Annotated in this window: 15 protein-coding genes and 2 pseudogenes; 11 read left to right on the forward strand and 6 right to left on the reverse strand. The window is 70.8% G+C overall.

The window, feature by feature from the left end; all coding sequences use genetic code 11:
• Positions 1–31: 31 nt before the first annotated feature.
• Together sigJ and ACZ7LU_RS19335 are read right to left on the reverse strand one after the other, a co-directional pair.
• Positions 32–943: an RNA polymerase sigma factor SigJ gene (gene sigJ / locus ACZ7LU_RS19330; RefSeq protein ID WP_471917358.1), complete on the reverse strand. Its 912-nt coding sequence runs from the start codon at positions 941–943 to the stop codon at positions 32–34.
• Positions 944–1,156: 213 nt separating this feature from the next.
• Positions 1,157–2,674, reverse strand: a complete 1,518-nt coding sequence (locus tag ACZ7LU_RS19335) for a DHA2 family efflux MFS transporter permease subunit (RefSeq protein ID WP_471917359.1) — start codon at positions 2,672–2,674, stop codon at positions 1,157–1,159.
• Positions 2,675–2,916: 242 nt separating this feature from the next.
• On the opposite strand from ACZ7LU_RS19335, the gene ACZ7LU_RS19340 reads away from it, so the two are divergent.
• Both ACZ7LU_RS19340 and ACZ7LU_RS19345 read left to right on the forward strand, forming a co-directional pair.
• On the forward strand, positions 2,917–3,402 hold the full coding sequence (locus ACZ7LU_RS19340; RefSeq protein WP_471917360.1) for an ester cyclase: 486 nt from the start codon (positions 2,917–2,919) through the stop codon (positions 3,400–3,402).
• A complete protein-coding gene (locus ACZ7LU_RS19345) occupies positions 3,395–5,107 on the forward strand; it encodes an AMP-binding protein (RefSeq protein ID WP_471917361.1) in 1,713 nt (570 codons plus the stop codon). Before ACZ7LU_RS19340 ends, ACZ7LU_RS19345 begins: the two co-directional genes overlap by 8 nt.
• 112 nt (positions 5,108–5,219) lie before the next feature.
• Here the strand turns inward: ACZ7LU_RS19345 and ACZ7LU_RS19350 are convergent, their stop codons facing one another.
• The gene (locus ACZ7LU_RS19350) at positions 5,220–7,505 is read right to left on the reverse strand and encodes an ATP-binding protein (protein WP_471917362.1); all 2,286 of its coding nucleotides are present in this window, start codon (positions 7,503–7,505) and stop codon (positions 5,220–5,222) included.
• A 273-nt stretch (positions 7,506–7,778) separates the two neighbouring features.
• Between ACZ7LU_RS19350 and ACZ7LU_RS19355 the strand changes: the two genes are divergently transcribed.
• From ACZ7LU_RS19355 to menC, 6 genes are all read left to right on the forward strand, one after another.
• Positions 7,779–8,783 carry an ArsR/SmtB family transcription factor gene (locus tag ACZ7LU_RS19355; RefSeq protein ID WP_471917363.1) on the forward strand — a complete coding sequence of 335 codons (1,005 nt, stop codon included), beginning with the start codon at positions 7,779–7,781 and terminating at the stop codon, positions 8,781–8,783.
• Between the two features lie 149 nt (positions 8,784–8,932).
• Complete coding sequence (locus ACZ7LU_RS19360) at positions 8,933–9,352, forward strand: hypothetical protein (RefSeq protein ID WP_471917364.1); 420 nt, start codon at positions 8,933–8,935, stop codon at positions 9,350–9,352.
• A gap of 163 nt (positions 9,353–9,515) precedes the next feature.
• Positions 9,516–9,674, forward strand: coding sequence for a hypothetical protein (locus ACZ7LU_RS19365; protein ID WP_471917365.1), 159 nt, complete (start codon positions 9,516–9,518; stop codon positions 9,672–9,674).
• A 41-nt stretch (positions 9,675–9,715) separates the two neighbouring features.
• A complete protein-coding gene (locus ACZ7LU_RS19370; RefSeq protein WP_471917366.1) occupies positions 9,716–10,807 on the forward strand; it encodes a M20 family metallopeptidase in 1,092 nt (363 codons plus the stop codon).
• A complete protein-coding gene (locus ACZ7LU_RS19375; RefSeq protein ID WP_471917367.1) occupies positions 10,804–11,595 on the forward strand; it encodes a GNAT family N-acetyltransferase in 792 nt (263 codons plus the stop codon). The genes ACZ7LU_RS19370 and ACZ7LU_RS19375 overlap by 4 nt, the downstream gene beginning before the upstream one ends.
• 31 nt (positions 11,596–11,626) lie before the next feature.
• Positions 11,627–12,763, forward strand: a complete 1,137-nt coding sequence (menC, locus tag ACZ7LU_RS19380) for an o-succinylbenzoate synthase (protein ID WP_471917368.1) — start codon at positions 11,627–11,629, stop codon at positions 12,761–12,763.
• Here menC and ACZ7LU_RS19385 read toward each other — a convergent pair.
• The gene (locus ACZ7LU_RS19385) at positions 12,717–14,441 is read right to left on the reverse strand and encodes a PucR family transcriptional regulator (protein WP_471917369.1); all 1,725 of its coding nucleotides are present in this window, start codon (positions 14,439–14,441) and stop codon (positions 12,717–12,719) included. The genes menC and ACZ7LU_RS19385 overlap by 47 nt on opposite strands.
• 180 nt (positions 14,442–14,621) lie before the next feature.
• Between ACZ7LU_RS19385 and ACZ7LU_RS19390 the strand changes: the two genes are divergently transcribed.
• Complete coding sequence (locus ACZ7LU_RS19390) at positions 14,622–15,368, forward strand: phosphotransferase family protein (RefSeq protein WP_471917370.1); 747 nt, start codon at positions 14,622–14,624, stop codon at positions 15,366–15,368.
• Positions 15,369–15,461: 93 nt separating this feature from the next.
• Here the strand turns inward: ACZ7LU_RS19390 and ACZ7LU_RS19395 are convergent, their stop codons facing one another.
• The gene (locus ACZ7LU_RS19395; protein ID WP_471917371.1) at positions 15,462–15,782 is read right to left on the reverse strand and encodes a DUF3592 domain-containing protein; all 321 of its coding nucleotides are present in this window, start codon (positions 15,780–15,782) and stop codon (positions 15,462–15,464) included.
• Positions 15,783–16,316: 534 nt separating this feature from the next.
• Between ACZ7LU_RS19395 and ACZ7LU_RS19400 the strand changes: the two genes are divergently transcribed.
• Positions 16,317–16,730, forward strand: a complete 414-nt coding sequence (locus ACZ7LU_RS19400; protein ID WP_471917372.1) for a hypothetical protein — start codon at positions 16,317–16,319, stop codon at positions 16,728–16,730.
• Positions 16,731–16,932: 202 nt separating this feature from the next.
• Here ACZ7LU_RS19400 and ACZ7LU_RS19405 read toward each other — a convergent pair.
• Positions 16,933–17,544 (reverse strand): annotated as a pseudogene (locus ACZ7LU_RS19405) (transposase); the annotation flags it as partial.
• A gap of 130 nt (positions 17,545–17,674) precedes the next feature.
• Here ACZ7LU_RS19405 and ACZ7LU_RS19410 point away from each other — a divergent pair.
• Positions 17,675–17,797, forward strand: a pseudogene (locus ACZ7LU_RS19410) (response regulator transcription factor); the annotation flags it as partial.
• Between the last annotated feature and the right edge of the window lie 175 nt (positions 17,798–17,972).

Below are 17,972 nucleotides of genomic sequence, written 5' to 3' on the forward strand. Positions count from 1 at the left end.
GCCGTGGCCGTTCAGCGGGTGACTGGAACCCTCAGGGGGTGACCGGGACCCGGCGCAGCTTCTCCGGGTTGCGCACGGCGCGTACGGCGGTGATCCGGGGACGGTCGTCCACCAGGTCGACGTCGACCGCGACCACGGCGAACACCCCTGCCGGGGTGGCCAGTACGGCGGCGGGCGTGCCGTCGTGCTGCTCGTCCGTCCGGACCACGAGCCCGGCCGGATAGCCGCCCGCGGTGGACGCGAAGTACTCGGCGACCACGGAGGCCCCGTGCAGCGGGACGCGCGGGGTCTCCGCGTGGCCGTTGCCGTCCGCCCACATGGTCACGTCGGGGGCCAGCACCGTCATGAGCGCCTCCACGTCGCCGCCGAGGCAGGCGGCGACGAAGTGCTCGGTGATCTCGCGGACCCGCCGGCGGTCCGACTCGAAGCGCCGGTTCCGCAGCCGCACATGGCGCCGGGCGCGGCTGCCGAGCTGTCGTACGGCCTGTTCGCTGCGGTCGACCGCCTCGGCGACCTCGGGGAAGCTGAACCCGAACACCTCGTGCAGCACGAACACCACGCGCTCCAGCGGGGAGAGCGTCTCCATCATCACCAGGACGGCCATGCTCAGTGACTCGCCGAGCAGTGAGGACTCCACCGCGACGTCGGACGAGACCAGCAGCGGTTCGGGCAGCCAGGGCCCCACGTACTCCTCGCGCCGGGTCCGGCTGCGGCGCATCTCGTCGATGGAGGTGCGGGTGACGGCCCGCACCAGGTAGCCGCGTGGGTCGGCGACGGCGTCCGGGTCGACGCGCTGCCACCGCAGCCACGTCTCCTGGACGACGTCCTCGGCGTCGGCGACGGTACCGAGCATGCGGTACGAGATGCCGAACAGAAGCTGCCGGTACCGTTCGAACGGATCCGAGGTGCCGGATCGCTCGGAGACGGCTGTCGCCTCGGCCATGACTCTCCGTTCCATGTGCACTCAGGTTCAGGACGCGTCGCCATCGATCGTCAACTGCCCTGCCGAGTCTACAATCCCAAGCTCCCACCCCTCCTGCCGATTCCTGCCGTTCTCCATGCGGAATCCACCGATGCCGCGTCCGAATTCCTTTCAGGGAACAGTTTCGGGTTCAGGAAATGCGGCGGGCGGAGGGGGAGCGGGGAAAGAATTCCGCTAGTCCATGGCTCCGGCGACGTCCGCCTTCGCGGGCGCCTCCGAGGCCGATTCCGGCTCGGGTCGCGGGGCCGGCGGCAGCAGCATGGCGAGTGCGGAGCCGACGACGGCCACCGCGACCGTCAGGAACAGGCCGTAGCGCACCGCGTCGGTGAGGCCGTCGGCGTACATCGAGTCCGTCAGCCGGCCGGCCTGCTGCCGCACCTCCTCCGGGACACCCTCGGCGGCGAGCCGGTTCTGCAGCAGGGCGCCGACCGCGGCACCGCCGACGACCGCGCCGATCTGCCGGAACGTGGTGAACATGCCGGAGGCGACACCGGTCAGCCGCGGCGGGATCTCCTGCATCGCGAGCGTGCTGGTGGGCGCGAAGACCAGACCCATGCCGATGCCGAAGACCACTTGGCCCGGGATGATGGCCCACACGCTGGAGTCCGGCTCGGCCATGACGGCGGTGAGGGCGATACCGGCGCCGAAGATCAGCAGCCCGGGGATGAGCAGCTTGCGGCCGCCCAGCTTGCCGACGGCGCTGCCGGCCAGGGGTGCCACGAACATCGAGACCAGCGGTCCGGGTACGAGGGCGAGACCGGCCTCGCCCGCGGAGAGCCCGAGCACGGACTGCAGGTAGAGGGTGAGCGGCAGCAGCACACCGATGGAACCGAACAGCAGCATCGCGCCGAGCAGGGCGGAGACGGTGAACCCGCGGCTGCGGAACAGCTCGAACGGCACCAGCGGGCGCCGGTCCTGACGGGCCCGCTGGTGCACCGCGAAGACCCCGAGGAGCGCCACACCGAGCGCGATGACGAGCGGGATGCTGAGGAAGGACTCGATGGTGCCCCAGTCGTAGCGCTCGCCCTCGATCAGCCCGTACACGATCAGGGTGAGGCCCGCCGTGGACAGGACGGCACCCGACAGGTCCAGCGAGGACTGCTGTCCCGTCCGGACGTCGGGCACCACGACGAGCGCGCCGAGCAGTGCCACCGCGCCGATCGGGAGGTTGATGAAGAAGATCCAGCGCCAGTCGAGGCCGGAGACCAGCGCGCCGCCGACGGTGGGCCCCGCGACCGTGGCCAGACCCGCGACGGCGGACCATACGCCGAAGGCCGCCCCGCGCCGCTCCGCCGGGAAGACGGCGCTGATCAGGGCCAGGGTCTGCGGCATCATCACCGCGGCGCCGAGCCCCTGGACGGCCCGGGCCGCGATCATCTGCCCCGGGGTGTCCACGAGGCCGCACACCACCGATGCCAGGGTGAAGACCGCGAGTCCGGTGGCGAAGACCCGTTGCGCCCCGAAGCGGTCGCCGAGCCGTCCGGAGAGCAGCAGCAGCGCCGCGAAGACCAGCATGTAGGCGTTGGCGAACCAGAGGATGTCGTCCAGCGACGCGCCGAGCCCCGCCGCCATCTCGGGAATGGCGATCGTGACGATCGTCGTGTCCAGCAGCGTCATGAAGGAACTCGCGCAGAGCACCGCAAGCACCAGCCAGGGGTTCCGCTGCCGAGTGTGTGGTGCGTCCGTGACCATCCCGCGGCCTCTCGTTCGTCGTCGTGTGAGGTGCTTCAACAGGACCGACGCAGCCGGAGGCGAAACCGTGACATGAGTACGACAGGAATCATGGAAACGGTCTGAAGCAGCTGGTGAGTTGGGGATCGGGGAGCGGCAACACCCATGGCCCGGACGGGCCTGTCACACTTCGCGGCGCCGCTGCGTCGGTACTGGGTGAGAGTGAAGGCCGCGCACCACGACATGGAAGGCAGGAGCGGACATTGAACGGCGAGACGCTCATCCAGCGATACATCCGGGCCCTCGGAGAGCAGGACTGGGACACCCTCACCGAGCTCTACGACGAGGACGCCGTCTTCTACACTCCCCTCAAATGGGGGGTCAAGGGCGTCCCGTTCATCGTCCAGTTCTGCAAGGCCGTACACCAGGGGTTCCCGGGCGTACGGGTGGCCCTGCACGACGAGTTCTCCAACGCGGACGGCACCCGGGTGGCGTTCCGCTTCACGATGCACTGGCACAACACCGGCACGTTCCTCGGGCAGGAGCCCACCGGCGAGCGCGGGACGAGCATCGAGGCCCACACCGTGCGTGTCCGCGACGGCCGGATCACCGAACAGGTCGTGGCCGTCGGGTCGTTGCACCTGCCGTACATCGAACTCGTGCGCTGGGGCATGGAGTTCCCCCGCGACCTGGTCGACCCCGCGCCCGAAATCGTATCCGCACCGCATGACGGGGGAACGCGTGCCTGAGCCCGCCGCCTCCACTGACCACGAATCGCACGGACCGCACGAACCGGGTGCCGGGGAGATCCCCTTCGGGATCCGGCCGCCCGAGGACGTCGCCGCGCGCATGCGCGAGCGCGGCTGGTGGCGTGACCGGTCCATCATCCAGGACCTCCTCGACACGGCCGCCGAACACCCCGAGGCCCCGGCCGTCGTCGCCGCCCGCACGGACGCGACCGACCCGGTCACCATCAGCTACGCCCAACTCGCGGGCCACGCCGAGCGTTTCGGCGCCGCACTGCTGTCCCTGGGGATCCGGCGCGGCGACCGGGTCGCCTTCCAGTTCCCCGGCTGGTGGGAGGCCGCCGCACTCACCCTGGCCTGCGCCTGGACGGGCGCCGTCGCGGTGCCGCTGCTGCCCACGATGCGCAGCCGGGAGGTGGAGCGGCTGCTCCGGGTGACAGGGGCGAGCCTCTGCGTCGTCCCGGACACCTGGAACGGCTACGACTACGCGGCGGTCCTCGAAGAGATCGCGCCCGGGCTCCCCGAGCTGCGACACCGGGTCGTTTACGGCGACAAAGTGCCCGACGGGGCCGTCGACTTCGCCGCGTACTTCCTGCACACCGCGCACGAGGACCGGCTGCCGCAGCCGATCGAGGTGCCCTCCGGGCCGGACCTCGACTCCGTGATCCTGGTGATGTTCACCTCCGGCACCACCGGCGAGCGCAAGGCCGTGCTGCACACCGAGAACACGCTCCACGCCGGGACCGCCGCGGCGGCCGGCGCCGCCGAGCGCGGCTGGGACAAGGGTGAGGTGTTCTGCTCGCCCCACCCCGTCTCGGGGCTCGCCGGTCTCCTGTACTGCCTCTGGGGGCCGATCCTCGCCCAGGGCACCGGGGCGTACCTGGACACCTGGAACGCGGCGGAACAGCTGAAGCTGATGGCGAAGGCACGCGTCACCCAGGTGTTCGCCGCGCCGCCTTTCGCGGCGCAGCTGGTCGAGGCGCAGCGGGCCGACCCGCACGAGCTGCCCGACCTGCGGTTCGTCATGTGCGGGGGCGCGCCCGTGGTGCCGAAACTCGTGGCCGACGTCACCGACGCCTTCTCGGTGCCGGTGCGCACCTGTTGGGGGATGACCGAACTCGGCATGGGCATCCGCACTCCGGAAGGGGGGCCGCCGGCCGGTGCCGTCCGCAGTGACGGGCGGCCCCTCGCGGGCCTGGAGATCTCCCTGCGGGAGGTCCCGGGGGAGGACGGCGTGCACCGGCTCTGGGTCCGTGGACCCTCCGTCTGCGTGGCCGTGTGGTCGCCCGGAGCGGACGGCGGCGTGGCCCAGCCGACCTGGACGCGGGACGAAGGGTGGATGGACACCGGCGATCTGGTCCGCGACGACGGCGCGGGCGGCGTGCGCTTCGAGGGGCGGGCGAGCCGCCGGGTCGGCGGGCCGTACATGATCCCCGTGGCGGACGTGGAGGGGGAGATCCTGCACCATCCCGACGTGCGCGAAGCCGTGATCATCGGATACAGCGGGGAGGACGGCCAGGAACACGCGTGCGCGGTACTCGCGCCCCGCGCGGACCGGACGCCCGACCTGGCGGAACTGCGCGCGTTTCTCGCCGGACGGGGAATGACGGAGTGGTACATCCCTGAACGGGTCGTGGGAGTCGCGGAGCTGCCGAAGAACGAGAACGGAAAGGTCCTCGTCGGGGAGTTGCGACCGCTGCTGGCCTGAGAACCTGTGTCATCACCCCGGTCGGGCGGGCGTCCGTCGGCCGTCCGGCACGCCGGTAGGCGGCCTCGGCCACGGGCGCATCGAGGCCCTGGGGTCGGCCGCCTCCCGGCCGCTACCGCGTCTGATGCGCCACCCACTGGGCGATGTGGACGCGGGACGGCACGTCGAGACGGCGCATGATGTGCCGTACGTGATTCACCACGGTCCACTCCGACAGGTTGAGCCGGGCTGCGATCTGCCGGTTGGTCAATCCGTTGCTGACGAGCAGGGCCACCTCGTACTGACGGGCCGAGAGGCGGGCGGATTCGGGCGCCGCGGCCGGCGAGGGCCCGGTGGGCAGCGGCGCGGCCAGCGCCTCCTGGGCCGCGGCCCACGGAGTCAGCGCCCGCCCCTCGCGCCGTACCGCCTCGTACTCCGGACCCGAACAGAACGCGCGCAACTCCCGCGCGGCGGTGGCGGGCACGGCCGAGGCAGGGAGCGGATTCGCTCCGGTCGCCTCCCGGATGGCCGTCGAGGCGGCGAGTATCCTCGCGATCCGCTCGCCCTGCTCCGGCAGGCGCTGCCACAGCAGATAGGCGCGGGCTTCCAGGGCCGGGGGCAGCATGGTGCGCTCCCCGACGGCCTGGAGCCGGAGCAGGCCTTCGTGGAGCAGGCTCTCCGCCCGCTCCTGATCGCCGCGCGCGATGCTCACATCGGCGCGCCGGACCAGTACGAGGCCTTGGCCGCGTACGTCCTGCGCCCGCGTGTACACGGTCTCGGCCGCGTCGAGCAGGTCGGAGGCCAGCTTGGCGTCGGTGTGGCGGGCCCGCGCGGCGAGTGCGAGTGCCGCCTCCCCGACCTCTTCCGGCGCCGGGGACGTCCGCGCGGCCGTGAGGACGTGCTCCGCCAGAGCGCGGGAGGTGTCGGACGCCATGTCGGGCCGTGCAGCGGCGAGTTGGGTGCGGGCGGTCAGCTCCTGGTGGCGCTGCCCGCACTCCGCATGGGCGATGGCGGCTCGCTGGAAACAGTCCGCCGCGAGATGGCTGTCCCCGGCGGCCAGGGCAAGCGCGCCGCGTGCCGCCTCGGCCCGCGCGGTGAGGTGCCGTTGCTCGGCGCGGGTGAGGAACACGGCCGACGCGTCCGCCAACCACCGCTCACCGCTGGCGAGGTGACCACGCGTCAGCCAGTAGCGGCGCAGGGCCAGCGCGGCCAGGGCGGTGTCGTGCCGCCGCCCCCGCGCGGTGAGATGGGAGAGGGTGGCCCGGACGTTGTCGTGGTCCGTCGCCAGCCGGTCGAGCCACGTGTGCTGCCGAGGCCCGGCCAAGTGCGGTTCGGCCCGCAGCGCCAGCGCGAGGAAGTGCTCGGCGTGCTGATCGCGGACGTGGTCCAGGGTGCCGGCCGCTTCGAGCCGCTCCAGGCCGGACTCCCGGACGATGTGGTACATCGAGCACCGGGTCTCCGCGTCCGAGGTGTGTACGCGCAGCAACGCGTGGGCGGCCAGGGCCTCGACGGTCTCCTCGGCCCTGTCGGCGGGCAGGCCCCAGAGCTCGCCGACGGTGGTGAGGCTCATGCCGCCGACGGCCACCGACAGCCGGGTGAGGAGAGCGAGCTGGTGCTCGTCGAGCCGGTCGTAGCTGCGCTCCGAGATCGCGCTGATGGAGCGGTGCCGGGGCGAGCGTGCCGGGTGGCTGCCCCCGAGGACCGGCCTGCCGTCCCGCAGCCGGGTCAGAAGGACGTCGAGGTCGAACAACCGCAGCCGGTTCGCGGCGAGTTCGACGGCGAGGGGGATGCCGTCGAGGCGGGCACAGATCTCGGCGACGGTCCGGGCGTTGTCCTCGGTCAGGGCGAAGGAGGGAATGATTCTCCTGGCCCGGTCGACGAAGAGTGTCACCGCGGGGTGTTCCTGGAGCTCCGAGACGTCCTGGTGGTAGGGAGGCGGAGGCGCGGACAGTGGCCGCACGGGGACCACTTGCTCGCCGTGGGCATGCAGCGGCCTGCGGCCGGTGGCAAGGATCCGCAGCAGGGGCCGTTCGTCGAGGAGCGCGTCGACCATGGCCGACGCGGGGTGCCCCGAGAGCTCGAAGCCGTCGAGGACCAGCCAGGACTCGGCCGACGGCGGTGGTACGTCCATGGCCTCGGCCAGCGCCTGAGGGGTCTCGATCTCGTGGGCGTCCACGTGCCGCACGACGGGCACCGCCGCGTGCGCCACCGCGGCCTCGGCCAGCCGTGTCTTGCCGACGCCGCCGGGCCCGACGAGGGTGATCAACCGGGCCGTGGGCCGCTTGAGTCGCACGGAGAGGTCGAGGAGGTCGGGGCGGCGCCCGACCAGGGGAGTGCGCGCCGATGCCGAGGACCGCGGCGCATGTCCGGAACGCAGATCCGGCGGCTTTCCGCCCCATGCCGCCACATGTGCGTTCATGGGCAGTCCCTGGTTCCGCGCGCATGGCTCTCGGACGCGCTCCGCTGTGCAGTGATCATTTCTGCCGCCCCCGTCGATCTTGAAAAAGAATCTGGCGTCAAAACCGCACTGTTGGTTTGTTCTTGAATTCTATGGGTTGGCGCGTCATTCCCGCACGAACCTTGCGGGGCTCCCCAGCGAGCAAGTGCATTGTGCCTGACCGAGATTGGCCCTCGTCCGGGATCTCGTGCGTGACACAGTGTTGGTCGGGCATCGAAGGCCGACGGGGGAGCCATGCTGCGCATCCATTTCACTGGCAGTGATGTGGAGAACGTCAGGCTCGCCCGGCGACCGGACCCGCTGTGGGAGATCGTGTGCAGCTTGTGCCGCTTGCAGACCCGTGAGGGTGCCCTCGCCTTCGCGCCGTGGCGGCGGATGGCCGGCGGCCTGGTCCGACGGGGCGAGGAGGCCCGAGGGGCGGCGTCGGCACTGTCCACTCTGGTCCCACGCGCGGCGTACTTCCCCGACTTCCTCACCCCGCCCGTCGAAGGCGGCCCCCCGGAGCTGCGGGAAGGCGTCGACCGGGTGCTCGCGACACCGAAAAGCCGACTGCGCCACGAGCTGGCCCTGCTGTCGGCGAGCGGCGGACGGCCATGGGCGGGCGCGGAGTTGGCGCGCGGCGACACGGCTGCGCTGACCGCGCTGGGCGCGAACCTCCGTACGTACCACCGGGAGTTCATCAAGCCCGTGTGGAGGCACATCGACGCGACCACGGCGACGGACCGGGCGCTGCGCACCCGCGCCCTCGTCGACGGTGGGACGCGGGCGCTGTTGAACACTCTGCGGCCGATGGCGGTGTGGGAGCCGCCCGTGCTGACGGTCGACTATCCGGTCGACTACGACCTGCATCTACAGGGCCGGGGCCTGCTGCTGGTCCCGTCGTACTTCTGCTGGCGGCGCCCCATCACGCTGGCCGACAGCGACCTGCGGCCCGTGCTCATCTACCCGGTCGACAAGACTCCGCCATCGTCCGGCGCCTCCCCGGCGTCGTCCGCCGCCTCCCTGGCGTCGCTGGCCCGCCTGCTGGGGCCCACCCGCGCCGCGCTCCTGTACGAGGCCGCTGTGCTCGCCTGCTCCACCACCTCCGAACTCGCCCACGCGACAGGTGTGTCCCTGCCGAGCGTCAGCCAGCAGCTCGCCGTGCTGCGGGAAGGCGGACTCATCGCGTCCCGACGCGACGGCAAACGCGTCCTGCACACCGCGACCCCGTTGGGCCATCAGCTCCTCGGCAGGTCCTGACGCCGGCACCTGCCCGACGTTTTGGCTGGAGCCAAAAGCACATGCGCTCCGATTCCCGGGCCGCCCAGGCTGTGCAAGGAAGAGCTGTGCAAGGAAGACGCGGACCACGCCGAGCGCAGCCACCGACCGCAATCGAGGAGTGCAAGCCCATGCTGGTCAAGAGATCTGTTCTGGCGACGGCCGTCGCCCTCGCCTCGCTGACGGGAGCCCTGGCCGCCACCCAGGCCCAGGCGGCCCCGGTGTCGCCACAGGCGGTATCCCCCACGGTCACGCCCGCACCCGAGAAGGTCTTCCACACGACGGACGGGCTGAGCTCCTGTCCGAAGGGCCGCTTCTGCACCGAGACGTGGGACCCGGTGAAGGAGAGCTGGAAGATCCACGTGTTCTGGCAGTGCGGAACCTACGCGCTGAGCAATTGGGAGGGCGTGGGCGCCTACATCAACAACCAGGACGGTGCGTACGCCAAGGTGCTCAATAAGGACAAGAAGCTCGTGTGGCCCGAGATACCGCCGAACAACAAGAAGGGGTGGGGCAACTGGTCGGACGCATGGTTCATCCGCCCTTGCTGACGGTCCTCCGCCGCACGTGACACCGAAGTGGAGTCGCGGAGCCGCGGAATCGCCGAGTCGTTCAGCGATACGGAGGACTTCGACGAAATCGGGGCTTCGCGACGAACTTCAGCTCCTCGCTCTCGCCTAGCGTCACAGGCATGTATCCGAGGAGGAGCCGAAGGTGACCGAAGATCTGTACGGGCGCGCAGTCGTCGCCGACACGCACGATGATCTGCTCATGCCGGCGGGGGAGCGGCGGACCCCGCACCGCTGGGCGGCGTTCTTCCGTGAGCAGCCGGGCAAGCCGGGCAAGCCGGGCAAGCCGGGCGGCGCCCGATGAGCGGCGCGCCGCCGGGACGGCCGGCGCTCCAGTTGCCCGCGATGCTCGCTGACCTCGAGGAACTGGTGGTGTGCGAGTCGTTCTCCGCAGACCTGGACGCCGTGGCGCGCAGCGCGGACGTCGTGGCCGCCCAGGGGGCACGCCATCTCGGCGCCTCGCCGGAACGCCTCGTCATCGACGGCGTCACGCATCTGCGGTGGACATTCGGCACCCCCCGCGTGCTGCTCCTGGGACACCACGACACGGTGTGGCCGATGGGCTCGCTGGCCACGCATCCGTGGTCGGTGGCCGACGGCATCGCGCGCGGGCCGGGGGTCTTCGACATGAAGGCCGGGCTGGTGCAGCTGTTCCATGCCCTGGCCTCGCTGCCCTCCCTGGACGGCGTCTGCGTCCTGGTGACCGGGGACGAGGAAGTCGGCTCGGACACCTCGCGGGCGCTGATCGAGGAGACGGCACGGCAGTGTGCGGCGACCTTCGTCCTGGAGGCGTCGGCGGACGGCGGCGCGTTGAAGACCGCGCGCAAGGGCACCTCCGCGTACGAGTTGGTGGTACGCGGCAGGGCGGCCCACTCCGGTCTTGAGCCGGACAAGGGCGTAAACGCGGCGGTGGAGGCCGCGCATTTGATCCTCGCCCTGGCCGGGCTGGCCGAGGAGGCCAACGTCGGTGTCCGCGACGGCTGGCGCACCACCGTGGTTCCCACGGTGGTCAAGGCCGGGTCGGCCACCAACACGGTGCCCGCCGAAGCCACGGTCAGCGTGGACGTCCGCGTCCCCTCTCTCACGGCTCAGGAGTGGGTCGACAGCGCGATGCGCGGCATGAAGAGCACGGTGCCCGGAGCGCGGGTGGAGGTCCGCGGCGGACCCAACCGGCCGCCGCTGGAGGAGGCGTCCTCCGCCGACCTGTTCGCACGGGCCGGCCTGCTCGCTCAGCGGCTGGGCCTCGGGCAGTTGTCCTCGGCGGCGGTCGGCGGCGCGTCCGACGGGAACTTCACGGCCGGACTCGGCTGCCCCACTCTGGACGGCCTCGGTGCCGTCGGGGGCGGGGCGCACGCCGACGACGAGCACGTGGTCGTCGCCGAGCTGGCCCCCCGCGCCCGGCTCCTGGCCGCCCTTGTCGAGGAGGTCGCCCGGTGAGCGCACTCGATGTACGGGAGCTGCACGAGCTGCGGGAACTGGAGCGTGTCAACACGCTGTTCGAGGAGATCTGGGGGAGTGCCCCCGGCAGCTCGCCCATGGGGGTCGAGCAGATGCGGGCGCTCTCCCACGCGGGCAACTACGTCGCCGGAGCCTTCGCCGACGGCCGGCTGGTCGGCGCGTCCGTCGCCTTCTTCGCAGCTCCCGCCGGGGAGGCCCTGCACTCGCACGTCACCGGTGCGCTGCCCGGCCACCGGGCGGGCCTGGCCCTCAAGCTGCACCAGCGCGAGTGGGCGCTGGCGCGCGGGCTGCGGCGGATCACGTGGACCTACGATCCGTTGGTGCGGCGCAACGCCCACTTCAACCTGGTCAAGCTCGGCGGGCTCCCGGTGGAGTACCTGACCAGCTTCTACGGGGAGATGGACGACGCGATCAACGGCGGTGACGACACCGACCGGGCGCTCATCGCCTGGGAGCTGAACCATCCCGCGGTGATCGCCGCCGCGGCATCGCACCGCACTTCCGTGCAGGTCCCCGACGATGCCGCGACCGCGCTGGCGGTACGGGACGACCTGCCCGTCATCGGCCGTCGCGACGCCGCGACCCTGCTGGTCGAGGTCCCGCCGGACATCGAAGGACTGCGCCGCACCGACCCCGGCGCGGCCAAGGCGTGGCGCCTCGCGATGCGTGAGGTGCTCGGCGGCCTGCTCGCCGAAGGCGCCCGCGTCACCGGCTTCCACGACCGGACTTCCTACGTTGTCGAACGCGCCCGCCCCCGTCCCGCGTGACCCCTGAATCCTCCCCAGGAGCCCAAGCATCATGAAGATCAATGGAATCGAACTGCGCCGGATCGCGATGCCCCTGCGGGCGCCGTTCCGGACCTCCTTCGGCGTCGAGACCGCCCGCGACGTCCTGCTCGTGCGCGTGGTCACGCCCGACAGCGAGGGGTGGGGCGAGTGCGTGGCGATGTCCGAGCCCCGCTACTGCTCCGAGTACGTCGACGGCGCGGCCGACGTGCTGCGCCGCTTCCTCATCCCCGCGCTGCCCGCCGACGCGGACGCCCACGCGGTCAAGCGCGCCATGAAGCCGTTCAAGGGCCACAAGATGGCCAAGGCGGCACTGGAGACGGCCGTCCTGGATGCCCAACTGCGCGCCGCGGGCCAGTCCTTCGGCTCGTTCCTCGGCGCCGAGCGCAAGCGCGTGCCGTGCGGCGTCTCGGTCGGCATCATGGACTCGGTCCCCGAACTCCTCGACGCCGTGGCCGGGTTCATCGAAGAGGGCTACGTCCGCATCAAGCTCAAGATCGAACCGGGCTGGGACGTCGCCCCGGTCCGCGCGGTGCGGGAGCGGTTCGGCGACGACCTGCTCCTCCAGGTCGACGCCAACGCCGCCTACACCCTGGCCGACGCCCGCCATCTCGCCAAGCTCGACGCCTTCGACCTCCTCCTCATCGAGCAGCCGCTGGCCGACGACGACCTGGTCCAGCACGCCGCGCTCGCCAAGCAGCTGCGCACGCCCGTCTGCCTGGACGAGTCGATCGAATCCGCCGAGGACGCCGCCGCGGCCCTCACCCTCGGAGCCGCGTCGATCATCAACATCAAGCCGGGCCGGGTCGGCGGCTATCTGGAGGCCAAGGCCATCCACGACCTGTGCGTGGCCCACGGCGTCCCGGTGTGGTGCGGCGGCATGCTGGAGACCGGCCTCGGCCGCGCGGCGAATGTCGCCCTGGCCGCGCTGCCCGGCTTCACCCTGCCCGGCGACACCTCCGGTTCAAGCCGCTACTTCGCCACGGACGTCACCGAGCCCTTCGAGCTCGCCGAAGGCCATCTCGACGTCCCCACCGCGCCGGGACTCGGCGTCGATCCGGTCAGCGAGATTCTGGAGCAGGTGACCACGGCCAAGGAGTGGATCACCCTTGGACGTCCGAGGGGCGCATCAACCGCAGTCGGAGCATGAGGGCGAAGCGCGTCGCGGGATCCCGCAGATCGACCCGCGCCACCTCGGCGGCCCGCCGGATGCGGTAGCGGAAGGTGTTGGGGTGGACGAACACGCTCGCCGACGCGGCGACGACGTCGCCGAAGGCGTCCAGCCACGCGCGGAGCGTCTCGACCAGGTGCGAGCGATGGCGGGCGTCGTACTCCACGAGCCGGGCCACCGGCCCGAGCAGCTCGTCTCCCTGCACCGCGGCCATGTCCCGCAGATCCAGCAGCAGCGCGTCGATGTACACGTCGCCGATCGAGGCCACGCGTCTGCGGCTCCGGCCGCTCTCGTCGGGCTGGTCGCTTTGGCCGTGCCGACTGTGCTGGTCGCTCTGGTCGCTCTGGCCGCTCTGGTCGTTCCGGTCGCCGGGGCCGCTCATCAGCACCCGCAGAGCCCGGTCCGCCCGGGTCCTCGACCGGCTGAGGGCCGACGGGTCGGTGGCCACCGACCCGATGCCGATCACCACCTGGGAGCGTTTGCCGGCCCGCTCCACGAAGTTGGCGGCGATCTGCACCGCCCGCTCCTGACCGGCCTCCGGATCTGCCGGCACCGGCACGATGGCATAGGCCACGTCGCCCAGCAGCGCGAGAGCCGACCGGGGCTGCACCGCGTTGAGGTGGATGCCCAGGGCACTGGTCAGCCGCTGCCGTTCGGCGGCGAGGTGCGCGTGGTCGCCCCGCTGCCCTCTGAGGCCCATGGCCATCACCACCGTGGGCTCCTCCACGAGCCCCAGCCGGTCCAGGGCATCGGCCGCGCCCATGCCGCCCTCCAGGACCGTGCTCACGAGGTCGGCCCGCAGCCGGTTCTGCGCGTCGGCGCCCGCCCGGTGGCGCAGCAGGTGCAGCGCGACGAGCTTGGCGGCGTCCTGGAACGCCCGCTCACGATCGGGGGTCAGCGGCTCCTCGACCGCGGCCCACACCGACCCCAGGAACTCGTCGCCGGCGCGCACCGCGACGGCCACCCGTGGCAGGGCGGTCTCTCCCTCCTCGATCGTGGCCGGGGCGATGTGCACCGGGCGGTCACTGCGGTACAGCTCGCTGAAGACTCCCCGGCTCTCCAGGATCCGCAGGTATCCGTCGGGCACCCGGCGGGCCAGGATCGTGGCGACGCGCGCCTGGTCCGCCTCGTCCTGACGGCCGGAGAAGGCCAGGATGCGCTGGCGGCGGTCCTCGATCGTGATCGGTGCGTCCAGCAGTGTCGCGACGGCATTGGCCAGCGCGAACAGATCACCGGAAGGGACCCCTCCCAGCGATTCCACGCCCGGGTCCCCGATGTCCCCCTCGGTGAGCAGCGTCCGCAGGAGCTCCGTCAGCTGCGACCACGACGCGCCCTGCGTCAAGCTGATCAGCACCACACCCGAGGCTGCCGCCGCGGCTGCCAGCGCCTCGTCGCGCTCCACCGGACCGCGCACCACCAGGGCGGCCGCGCCGTGCCGGCCCAGCTCCCGCAGGAGCCGGGTGATCTCCTCCGTCCCGTAGACCCCGACGCCCAACACGATGGCGCGCGGCGGGTACGTGACCTCGTCCCCCGGGTCGTGGATGACGACGCCGCCCACCTCATCGGTCGGCTCAGGGCTTCCGTGCACGAGGTCGAGCAAGGCAGGGCTGAAGTCCTCCATCACACGGACAAGACTGGTGCGAGGGTTCAACGGCATGTCACTGATCACCACCTCAGGCTAAGAGGCCGACCATCACCCGCGTTCGTACAGGCGAACAAGTCCAGGGATGGGGGATCGTCGGCTCATACCAGTGCGACGGCCCGAGCCAGACGGACGGCACAGCCCTGAGGGAGGTGACATCGCCCTGAAGAAGCCGGTCCGGAATACTGCTCGCTCATGGATGAGGTCAACGTCGTCGTCGCCCATTCCGAACGCGCGACCCTGCGCGTCGGCGACGTGTTCCTGAAGGTGGACGCCGATCAGGCGCGCATCGACGTCGAGGTCGAGGCGATGGCCCTGGCGCCGGTCCCGACCCCGGAGGTCCTGTGGCGCAAGCCGCCCGTGCTCGCGATCGCCGCGCTGCGGGGGACGACGCTCGGCCGCCTCGGCGAACCGTCGACCGCGTCGCCGACGGCATGGTCCGCGGCGGGCGCCGCCATCAGGAAGGTGCACGACGCACCCTTGCCTCCCTGGCCCGGCCGGGCCGGCCGGAGCCGTGACGAGTTGACGGCGGAACTCGACGGCGAGTGCGAGTGGCTCGTGACGAACGGCGTCCTGCCCGCCGACCTGGTCATCCGCAACCGCAGGATCGCCGAGGCCGCGCTCCGGCCGTGGACTCCGGCGTTCACGCACGGCGACCTGCAGATCGCTCACGTATTCGTCGACGGCGACGAGATCACGGGCATCATCGACTGGTCCGAAGCGGGCCAGGGCGACGCTCTGTACGACCTCGCCACCTTCACGCTCGGACAGGAGGAACGCCTCGGCGACGTCATCGCCGGCTACGGCACCGACGTCGACGTCGAAGTGGTCCGCGCGTGGTGGTCGTTGCGCAGCCTGCTGGCGGTTCGCTGGCTGGTCGAGCACGGCTTCGACCCGACCGCGCCGGGCTGTGAGGTCGACGTGCTCAAATCCCGGATGTGAGACCGCACAGGCAACCGGCCCTCAGTAGCTGTCTTTGAACTCGAAAGCACAGGTGGAGGGCCGGTTCCCTTATGCAACCCGCGCTAGTCGGCCCTAGGGGCACGAGGTGCTGTAGTCGCTCGTACCCGAATCGCACTTTTCAAATGAAGATCCCCAGAACGCTATTACCAGTGCGATTCCTATCCCAATCAACGCAAAGGTCGCCCCCGTTGCGGCGATGAGCCAGTACATGCGGGTGCCCGCGGACGGGAGCGTCCAGCGGGAGGGGGCTGCCGGGTCGTAGTAGACCGTGACCGGGGTGCCAGGTGGGGCGTTGCGGTGGAGCTCGCGGGCTATGTGGCCTTTGGTTTCCATGGGGCGGCCGTCGGCCGTGCAGGATCCGGTCCCGGAGGAGGGCACGACACGCAATTGCACTCGTGACAGCGCCGATCAGCATGAAGCCCGTTGGGAGCAACCAGAATTCGAGAGAAGGGGGCACGAGGACCGTTCCGAATCAGCGGCGGCGGGGCAGGGGCAGCGTAGCCATGACAAGGTGTGCAGCGGTGCGGAGGGTCAGTAGCGGTGCGACAGCGTCGATCTCTTGTGCATCGACGAGCTGGGCTGTGCGCCACGCGTCTGCGGTGGCCTGGACGCCACCGCCTTCAAGGCAACTCGCGACATGTCAATGCGCGATGCCGTCAGTAAAAGGGCGGCGTTCAGCCTTGTCCGTGACGCGAGGGACTCGTGGCAGAGCAGGCATGGCCCCTCGCGCTGTATCAGGCGTTGGTCTCGGCAACGCGGGGGTCGGTTCGCGGCAGCCGAGGCACGGCGGGTGGTAGCGGGCCAGGCGGCAGTTACGCGGTGAAGGCGTCGCGGATCGACAAGCTGGTCTGGCCGTAGAGGGTGAAGCTCACTCCTTTACCTTGCTCGGTTCGCAGGGGGCCGCAACGGTCACAAGAATCGGATCCCATGAACCGACACCTGCGTTTCCTCACTGTGAGCGCCGCCTTGGCGACAGCTCTTGTCGGCGCCGCTCCCTTCGCGGTCGCCGCCGACTCCCGCGGCACGGACAACTGGACGTTCGCTGAAGCCACCAAACACGCCCCCGCTGGCCTGAAGCCCTACCTCTGCGACAAGATTCAAACCTCGGACCAACCCACAGGTCCAAGCGCCGTCGGCGAGGTCCTCGACGGCCTGAACTTGTTCCAAACCGGCGACTGCGTGGCTCTCGAGGGCGATCCGAACGCGAAGATCAGCGATGTCAAGACGCAACTGGGCAAGCCCAATGCCGAACTCGCCTACTGCAAGTCCGCGTCCAGCAGCCTCGCAGGAGACCCGCCCACCGTCAGCGCCTGCCTCACAGTGTGGCCCGCAGGGTCGTAATGGGGTCAGAGAGGCCCGTGAGCACCTGCGTGGAGGGCGGAGGCAACCCCTGAGGCGCGGTCGTGTTGGGGGAACACCCGGCGCGCCGCTCTGCCGCTTCACCTCAGGGACTCCGTCTGTGAGAAGAGGCCGTCGGGCAAGAGAGGGCGATGGAGCCAAATACGCAGCCAAGGGGCGAAGGATGTCAGGTGTCTGCGGGATGCGGCTTCTTCGTCCAGCTCGGCGTTCGCAGGGGCAGGCGCCGGGTCATGAGTGTGATGAATGCCCAGTTCAGGTGGGCTTCGGCGTGTTGGGGGAGGCGTTCGTAGTCGCGGCAGTTGCGGCGGGCGTTCATGATCCAGCCGAGGAAGCGTTCGACTTTCCAGCGCCGGGGGAAGGACGACGAAGTCGTGGGTGCCCTTGGGCCGCAGCACGGGCCGTAAGGTCATCCAGAGGTGGCCTGCGGTTCAGGTGGGCAGCAGGTCGCGGGCGTAGGCGGAGTCTGCCCAGATCTGGGTGATCTGTGGGTGGGTGAGCCGCAGGCGCCAGAGCTGGTCGCGGATGAAGGTGATGACCCCGGCCCGGTTCCATCGCGCAAAAAACCCGTAAACGGTCTGCCACGGGGGAAAGTCCGCAGGCAGGGCCCTCCATTCGATCCGTTGTCGACGAGGTAGCGGATGGCGTCGACGATCTGCCGGCGGGGCCACTTCTCGGGGTGCCCGCCGGTCTTGGTCTGGCATGCCTCAACTGGCAGCAGGGGTTCGAGCAGGGCCCATTCGGCGATGGTGGTGTCGGAGGGATAGCGGCGGGGCCGGTGGCGGACAGGGGTCGGCATGGCAGGGGCTCGTGTCAGGGCCGGGAGCGCTTGGAAAGCTGGGCGAGGGTGGAGCGCACCCCGGTGAGTTGGTCGGTGACCAGCTGGGCCCATTCGTCATCGGGGTAGCGGGCCAGGTGGGGGTCGAGCGTCCCCGACCACGGTCAAGAGCCACATCGGCCGCATCCTGTCGAAACTGAACCTGCGCGACCGTGTCCAGGCCGTGGTCTTCGCCTACGAGACGGGCCTGATCTCTCCGGGCGGGGACGCCTAGTGGTTCTACGACGTGCACTCTGGCCAGCACTGAGCAGCCTGGCCTGCTCAGCGGCCAGGTAGCCCGGCGCGTCCTGCTCCGCCCGCCGCGGTGGGCAGGGCGCGACCGCCGGGCGCGCGGGGGTGAAGGACTGCGGATGCGCGCTCGTCATCTGCTGACGCAGCCCCCGCAACTG

It is taken from the genome of Streptomyces sp. NPDC039462, from assembly GCF_055639375.1.